At 60.6% G+C, this 7,523-nt stretch carries 7 protein-coding genes and 1 pseudogene; 3 read left to right on the top strand and 5 right to left on the bottom strand.

The window, feature by feature from the left end:
• Positions 1 to 209 (top strand): annotated as a pseudogene (locus ACWNZ1_RS12180) (phage infection protein); the annotation flags it as partial.
• Between the two features lie 114 nt (positions 210 to 323).
• Here ACWNZ1_RS12180 and ACWNZ1_RS12175 read toward each other — a convergent pair.
• From ACWNZ1_RS12175 to ACWNZ1_RS12155, 5 genes are all read right to left on the bottom strand, one after another.
• Positions 324 to 1,112 carry an SDR family NAD(P)-dependent oxidoreductase gene (locus tag ACWNZ1_RS12175; RefSeq protein WP_135842975.1) on the bottom strand — a complete coding sequence of 263 codons (789 nt, stop codon included), beginning with the start codon at positions 1,110 to 1,112 and terminating at the stop codon, positions 324 to 326.
• 161 nt (positions 1,113 to 1,273) lie between these two features.
• Positions 1,274 to 1,627, bottom strand: a complete 354-nt coding sequence (locus tag ACWNZ1_RS12170) for a VOC family protein (protein ID WP_135842974.1) — start codon at positions 1,625 to 1,627, stop codon at positions 1,274 to 1,276.
• Between the two features lie 50 nt (positions 1,628 to 1,677).
• Positions 1,678 to 2,727 (bottom strand): NAD(P)/FAD-dependent oxidoreductase, encoded by a 1,050-nt coding sequence (locus ACWNZ1_RS12165; protein ID WP_135842973.1) that lies wholly within the window; start codon positions 2,725 to 2,727, stop codon positions 1,678 to 1,680.
• A gap of 220 nt (positions 2,728 to 2,947) precedes the next feature.
• Complete coding sequence (locus ACWNZ1_RS12160; RefSeq protein WP_135842972.1) at positions 2,948 to 3,835, bottom strand: lysophospholipid acyltransferase; 888 nt, start codon at positions 3,833 to 3,835, stop codon at positions 2,948 to 2,950.
• A gap of 43 nt (positions 3,836 to 3,878) precedes the next feature.
• Positions 3,879 to 4,436, bottom strand: a complete 558-nt coding sequence (locus ACWNZ1_RS12155; RefSeq protein ID WP_135842971.1) for a DNA-3-methyladenine glycosylase I — start codon at positions 4,434 to 4,436, stop codon at positions 3,879 to 3,881.
• 81 nt (positions 4,437 to 4,517) lie between these two features.
• Between ACWNZ1_RS12155 and glyQ the strand changes: the two genes are divergently transcribed.
• Together glyQ and glyS are read left to right on the top strand one after the other, a co-directional pair.
• Entirely contained in the window at positions 4,518 to 5,471 is a 954-nt protein-coding gene (gene glyQ, locus ACWNZ1_RS12150) for a glycine--tRNA ligase subunit alpha (RefSeq protein WP_003177094.1), read from the top strand.
• Positions 5,468 to 7,522, top strand: coding sequence for a glycine--tRNA ligase subunit beta (gene glyS, locus ACWNZ1_RS12145; RefSeq protein ID WP_135842970.1), 2,055 nt, complete (start codon positions 5,468 to 5,470; stop codon positions 7,520 to 7,522). Before glyQ ends, glyS begins: the two co-directional genes overlap by 4 nt.
• Position 7,523: the final 1 nt, after the last annotated feature.

The raw sequence follows: 7,523 nt of genomic DNA, 5'->3' as shown, positions 1-7,523 counted from the left end.
AAAACCGTGTAGCCGAAGGTGGCTCGGATCGACTGATGGGAAACCGCGTAGCCGAAGGTGGCTCGGATCGACTGATGGGAAACCGCGTAGCCGAAGGTGGCTCGGATCGCCTGATGGGAAACCGCGTAGCCGAAGGTGGCTCGGATCGACTGATGGGAAACCGCGTAGCTGAAGGTGGCTCGGATCGCCTGCAAAACAGGGTCATCTGAACAATCCCTTCACCGTTCCGAAAGCCGGTCGAATCAACCCATGTTGCTTCCAAAAGAAAAAGCGCCGCTTATCTCTCATGAGGAAGCGGCGTTTTTGCAACGTGTCACAAGATCCTAAACGATGCTATCCACCACACCACCATCAACACGCAGCGCCGCTCCCGTGGTAGCCGAGGCTTGTTCCGAGCTGGCATAGATGATCATGTTGGCGACTTCCTCGACACGCGCCGCGCGCTGGATGATCGAGGTACTGCGGTGCTGATTGACGAAATCCGCTGCCACCTTTTCCAGGCTGTCCCCGGTGCGCTCGACGTCTGCCTGGAGCATCTGCGCAACGCCTTCGGAAAGCGTCGGCCCCGGCAGCACCGAATTCACCGTCACGCCCGTGCCGGCGAGGCGCTTGGCCAGGCCGCGAGCGATTGAAAGTTGCGCGGTTTTGGTGAAGCCGTAGTGGATCATGTCGGCAGGAATGTTCACGCCAGATTCCGACGAGACAAACACAATCCGCCCCCAACCGCGCTCGACCATGCCCGGCGCATAGGCCCTGGAAACCCGCACGCCCGACATCACGTTGGTTTCGAAGAAACGCTGCCATTCGCTGTCCGGCGTCTCGAAAAAGTCTTCCAGTTTGAAAATGCCCAGGTTGTTGATGACGACATCGAAGCGTGGGTACTTGGCGATCAGTGCTTGGCAGCCAGACGCGTTGCTGAGATCGCCAGCAAAGCCGTCGGCCCTTGAAGCAAGGGCGCCCAAGCGCTGTAACGCGTCTTCGACGCTGCTCTCGCTGCGACCGTTGATGACCACCTGGGCGCCGGACTCGAGGAAGCCTTTGGCTGTCGCAAAACCGATACCGCTGGTGGAGCCGGTGACTAAGACGTGACGGCCGGTGAAGTCGATGTTCATGGGAGTGGCTCCTTGATTAATGGACCAGAGGAAGTGCGATATGGCTGGACGGTCATCCAACGGACTCCGGACTGACTTCGCCATCCCAACGTCGCCGACATCGCAAGCCCTTAATCATGGACACGATTGAGGCTTTGCGCCTCTTTGTCATCAATCGATCATCAGGAAGCCGACCACACGGCCAGTTCATAGCCATCCGGATCGATAAAGTGGAAACGTCGGCCACCCGGGAAAGCAAACACTTCACGGCTGATGGTCGCCTCTGCGGCCTTGAGCCTGAGTTGGGTAGCCTCAAGGTCATCCGCGTACAGGATGATCAACGGGCCGCCCGGGCGCACGGGTTCACCGGTCGTGAAGCCACCGGTCAGGCGACCGTCGCTGAATTCGGTATAGGTCGGGCCGTAGTCGACGAAACTCCAGCCGAATACGCTTCCATAAAAGGCTTTGCTACGCGCGATATCGCTGACATTGAACTCAACGTTATCGATCTGACGGTCTTTACCTCGAATGCCCATTGACGCTTCCTTGGCTGATTTGGGAATAGGCGAGCTTAGGCCATTGACCCTCACTGAGCTTGAAAAAATCGATCCGGACGGCAGGGGTTGAGGGCAGGGGATGGCTTGTCGCCGATGATCTCCTCACTGGCAAGACGGCCCACGATCGCCGCCAGGGTCACTCCGGGGTGCATGACGCACACATAGACGCCGCCGACCTGCGGAAGATAACCAATGATGGGGATGCCATCGGCGGGCATGGGCCTGAATCCGACACGAGCCGATTGCAGATCCAGGGAGACAACACCTTGGAGTTCGTTCTTGATGGCGTTGGCCGTTCGCAGTGCTATCGCCGCCGGTTGGTTTTCCAGGGCATCGTCCAGGTAGTCTTCGGCCGCCAGCAACGCACCTTCCGGGGTTTGCCTCACTTCCATTTCGGGGTTCGAGATGAGGGTGCGTACCAGGTTGGGCTGTGATTCATAGCGGATGAAAATCGCCGGGGAGGCTTCTATCGGCAGGGAAACTTTAAGCAGGTCTATTAGCTTCGCGACGCCTGTGCCGGCTGCCAATACGACGATATCGGCTTCGATGACGCCCGCGGCGGTTTCGACACCCAACACGGTGGAGCCATGGGATCTAAAGCCGAGAACCGGCGTTTGGGTGAGCACTTTCGCACCACTCGCCTGGGCTCCGGCAATCAACGCATGGGTTGTTGCTACAGCGTCCAGTGCTCCTTCTTCTGCTGCATACGAAGCGGATTGAGGAGGGTTCCTGAGTTTTGGCTCAAGCTCACGGATCTGTGATTGGGATATCCGGTTTGCCGAAGCTTCTGAGCTCGCGCCGTAAGACAGGGCGCCGCTCCATTGGATCTTCAGACCGGGGAGCTGCGTTTCGAGTCGGTGGTATTCCTGGAGGGCAGCACCGCGCAATGGCGCGATGGGGTCGGGTTCGCCGTGTGAGGTGTTGATCCAGGCGAATGAGCTGCCGGTCACGCCTGACGCGATGCCTTCGGCCTCGACTACCGTGACTTTCGCGCCTTTGGCCGCCAGGTGGTAGGCCAGGGATGCGCCTACGATGCCCGCTCCAATGACGATGACGCGTTTGCCTGGACCGTTATCCATTCGGCCTCCGTTGGGTTTGCCTGGGGGAATACGTTAGCCCGGTTGGGACTGCTTCGCAGCCCAGCGGGGATAAATCCCCTCGCCACAGGAGGGTGGAGTCAGTTAGTTATGTGGTGGCTGTCAGGGCGCTATCGCGAGCAAGCTCAGCTCCCACATGGGGTCTCGGGTGTTCACAGAGCCTGCATTCACTACAGCCCCACTCATATGAAGCAACAGGCCTTCAATACCACCGCGCCTCACCCGGCGGGCGTTTCTTGAAGCGTTTCATGCTCCACATGTACTGGCTTGGGTAAGCCCGTACATAGCGTTCCACCACTTGGCTCATGGCCGCGCAGGCGGTTTCGGTGTCGGTGCTGTACATCGCGTCCGGGGCGGCTTCGAGGATGACTTTGTAGCCGGAGCCGTCCGGCAGGCGCAGGGCGTGAAGGAAGACGCCGACGGCTTTGCCGCCGGCGAGCATGTTCGGTACGAACTTGCTGGTCAGGGCCTGGGTGGCGAAGAAGGGCACGAAGATGCCGGCGGACTCGGCCGGTTCCGGGTCGGCGGGGATGCCCACTTGGCCACCTTTGCGCACTTCCTTGATGACACTGAGGATGCCTTCCTTGGTAGACGCGGCGACTTTGTTGCCCAACTGCACACGCTGTTTACGCAGCAACTCATCCACCGCCTTGAGCTTGGGCGGACGGTAGAAAATGATCGGTTTGCACTGGCTGCAATAGAAGTGGTTGAGCACTTCCCAGTTGCCCAGGTGGCTGGTGATACCCACCACGCCTTTGCCGGAGGCCAGCGCTTCCTTCAATACTTCCAGCCCTTCGACTTCACGCACCAGGTCGATGGAACGCTGGGCCGGCCAGATCCAGGCGCAGGCGCTTTCGGTCAGGGATTTGCCGATGTCCTTGAGGCTTTGGCCCACCAGGCGTTCACGCTCGGCCGGGTCCATCTCGGGAAAACATTTGGCGAGGTTGATCCGCACCACGTCGCGGGAACGGTTGGGCAGTTTCCACATGAACCAGCCAATGGCCGAGCCCACCGCTTGCACCGCGCGCCAGGGCAGCAGCGCAAACAACCGCAGAGCGCCAACCAGCAAGGCGCCTTTCAACTTATCCACAGGTCACTCCTGAATGTATGGGCCGTGTTGCGAGCCGGCTATTCTAACCACCGTTTGCCAGCTCGGCGTAGCGATCGCAGTCCTGGGTGTGGTCCATGACCATCCCCGAGGCCTGCATCAAGGCGTAGCAAATGGTCGGGCCGACGAAGGTGAAGCCGGCTTTTTTCAAGCCTTTGCTCATCGCCAGTGCCTCGGGCGTGATGGCCGGCACTTCGGTGCGATTCTTGAAATGGTTGATGATGGGTTTATCACCGACGAACGACCAGAGGAACGCCACCGGATCTTCCAGGGCCAGCCAGGCCTGGGCGTTACGGCGGGCCGCCTTGAGCTTGAGGCGGTTGCGGATGATGCCGGGGTCAAGCATCAGCTCATCGATTTCCGCATCGCTCATCTGCGCGACTCGCTGTACGTCAAAACCGAACAGCACTTGCCGGTAGCGCTCGCGTTTGCGCAAAACGGTGATCCAGGACAGCCCGGCCTGGAACCCTTCGAGCAAAAGCAACTCGAACAAACCCTGCGCATCGCGCAGCGGCGTGCCCCACTCCTGATCGTGATAAGCCATGTACAAAGGATCTTCGGAACACCAAAAGCAGCGTGGCATAAGGCTCCAGGGGGCGTGCGCACGAACGAATCGGGTATACTCCCGCTCTTTAAATCGCAGCCCAAGAAACAGGTGAATTTCGTGAGCCAGCCTACGCCAGCCGTGCGTACCTTCCAAGACTTGATCCTCGCCCTCCAGCAATACTGGGCCGAGCAAGGTTGCGTGGTACTTCAGCCCTACGATATGGAAGTAGGCGCCGGCACTTTCCACACTGCCACGTTTCTGCGCGCCATCGGCCCGGAAACCTGGAACGCCGCTTATGTGCAGCCCAGCCGCCGCCCGACTGACGGCCGCTACGGCGAAAACCCGAACCGTCTGCAGCACTACTACCAGTTCCAGGTGGTGCTGAAACCGAACCCGGAAAATTTCCAGGAGCTGTACCTCGGCTCCCTCAAGCACGTGGGCCTGGACCCACTGGTGCACGACATTCGTTTCGTCGAAGACAACTGGGAATCGCCGACCCTGGGCGCCTGGGGCCTGGGCTGGGAAGTCTGGCTCAATGGCATGGAAGTGACTCAGTTCACTTACTTCCAGCAAGCGGGCGGCATCGAGTGCTACCCGGTGACCGGCGAGATCACCTACGGTCTGGAACGCCTGGCCATGTACCTGCAGGGCGTGGATTCGGTCTATGACCTGGTGTGGGCTGACGGCCCATTCGGCAAAGTGACTTATGGCGATGTGTTCCACCAGAACGAAGTGGAGCAATCGACCTACAACTTCGAACACGCCAACGTCGAGAAGCTGTTCGAACTGTTCGATTTCTATGAAAGCGAAGCCAAGCGCCTGATCGAACTGGATCAGCCGCTGCCACTGCCGAGCTATGAAATGGTGTTGAAGGCGTCCCATACCTTCAACCTGCTGGATGCACGCCGGGCGATTTCCGTGACCGCGCGCCAGCAATACATCCTGCGTGTGCGCACCCTGGCGCGTTCCGTTGCGCAAGCCTACCTGCTGGCCCGTGCCAAGCTGGGCTTCCCGATGGCGACCCCGGACCTGCGTGATGAAGTGTTGGCTAAGCTGGAGGCTGCACAATGAGTGCTCAAGATTTTCTGGTTGAACTGGGCACCGAAGAACTGCCACCCAAAGCCCTGAACACCCTGGCCGATGCATTCCTGGCCGGTATCGAGAAAGGCCTGCAAGCCGCTGGCCTGAACTTCGAAGCCAAGCACGTCTATGCCGCGCCGCGCCGCCTGGCCGTGCTGATCACCGCCCTGGCGACCCAGCAGCCGGACCGCAGCATCAACCTCGACGGCCCGCCACGCCAGGCCGCGTTCGATGCCGACGGCAACCCGACCCAAGCCGCCCTCGGTTTCGCCAAGAAGTGTGGCGTGGACCTGAGCGAAATCGACCAGAGCGGGCCGAAGCTGCGCTACAGCCAGAGCATCAAGGGCAAGCCGACCGCCAGCCTGCTGCCGACCATCGTCGAAGACTCCCTCAATGACTTGCCGATTCCCAAGCGCATGCGCTGGGCCGCGCGCAAGGAAGAGTTCGTGCGCCCGACCCAATGGCTGGTGATGCTGCTCGGTGACCAGGTCATCGACTGCACGATCCTGGCCCAGAAGGCCGGTCGCGATTCCCGTGGGCACCGCTTCCATCATCCGCAAAGCGTACGCATCACTTCGCCGGCCAACTACCTGGCCGACCTGCGTGCCGCCTACGTACTGGCCGATGCCACCGAGCGCCGCGAGCTGATCAGCAAGCGCACCGAAGAGCTGGCCACCCAACAGGAAGGCACCGCCATTGTGCCGCCAAACCTGTTGGACGAAGTGACGGCGCTGGTGGAATGGCCGGTGCCGCTGGTGTGCTCGTTCGAGGAACGTTTCCTTGAAGTGCCGCAGGAAGCACTGATCACCACCATGCAGGACAACCAGAAGTACTTCTGCCTGCTGGACGCCGAAGGCAAGTTGCTGCCGCGCTTCATCACGGTCGCCAACATCGAGAGCAAGGACCCGCAGCAGATCATCGCCGGTAACGAGAAAGTCGTTCGCCCGCGCCTGACCGACGCCGAGTTCTTCTTCAAGCAAGACAAGAAACAGCCCCTGGAAAGTTTCAACGAGCGTCTGAAAAACGTGGTGTTCCAGGAAAAACTCGGCAGCGTCTACGACAAGGCCGAGCGCGTTTCGAAACTGGCCGCGTTCATCGCCCCACGCATCGGTGGTGACGCCCAGCGCGCGGCCCGTGCTGGCATCCTGTCCAAGTGCGACCTGTCGACCGAAATGGTCGGTGAGTTCCCGGAGATGCAAGGTGTCGCCGGTTACTACTACGCCCTCAACGACGGCGAGCCGCAAGACGTGGCCCTGGCGCTGAACGAGCAGTACATGCCGCGCGGTGCCGGCGCTGAACTGCCGACCACCCTGACCGGTGCGGCCGTGGCCATCGCCGACAAGCTCGACACCCTGGTCGGCATCTTCGGCATCGGCATGCTGCCCACCGGCAGCAAAGACCCGTACGCCTTGCGTCGTGCGGCGTTGGGTGTGCTGCGGATCCTGATCGACAAACAACTGGATCTGGACCTGAACGACGCCGTGGCGTTCGCCGTCAATGCGTTCGGCAGCAAGGTCAAGGCAGCAGGCCTGGCCGATGCGGTGCTGGAATTCATCTTCGACCGCCTGCGTGCGCGTTATGAAGACGAAGGCGTCGATGTCGCGACCTATCTGTCGGTACGTGCCCTGAAGCCGGGTTCGGCCCTGGACTTCGACCAGCGCGTACAAGCGGTGCAGGCTTTCCGCCAACTGCCGCAAGCCGCAGCCCTGGCGGCGGTGAACAAGCGTGTGTCGAACCTGCTGAGCAAGGCCGAAGGCAATATCGCGGCCACCGTCGAAGCCAAGTACTTCGACAACGCCAATGAGTTCTCCCTGTATTCGGCGATCCAGCAGGCTGACCAGGCGGTCCAGCCGATGGCGGCAGCCCGTCAGTACAACGAAACCCTGGCGCGCCTGGCGGCACTGCGTGAACCAGTGGATGCGTTTTTCGAAGCGGTGATGGTCAATGCCGAAGATGCCAACGTACGGGCCAACCGTTACGCGCTGCTGGCGCGTCTGCGCGGTTTGTTCCTCGGCGTCGCCGATATTTCGCTGCTGGGGTAAA

Source organism: Pseudomonas sp. CFBP 5748, from assembly GCF_053850495.1.
Note: the sequence above shows the minus strand (reverse complement) of the source record. Positions and strands in the feature narration are given on the sequence as shown.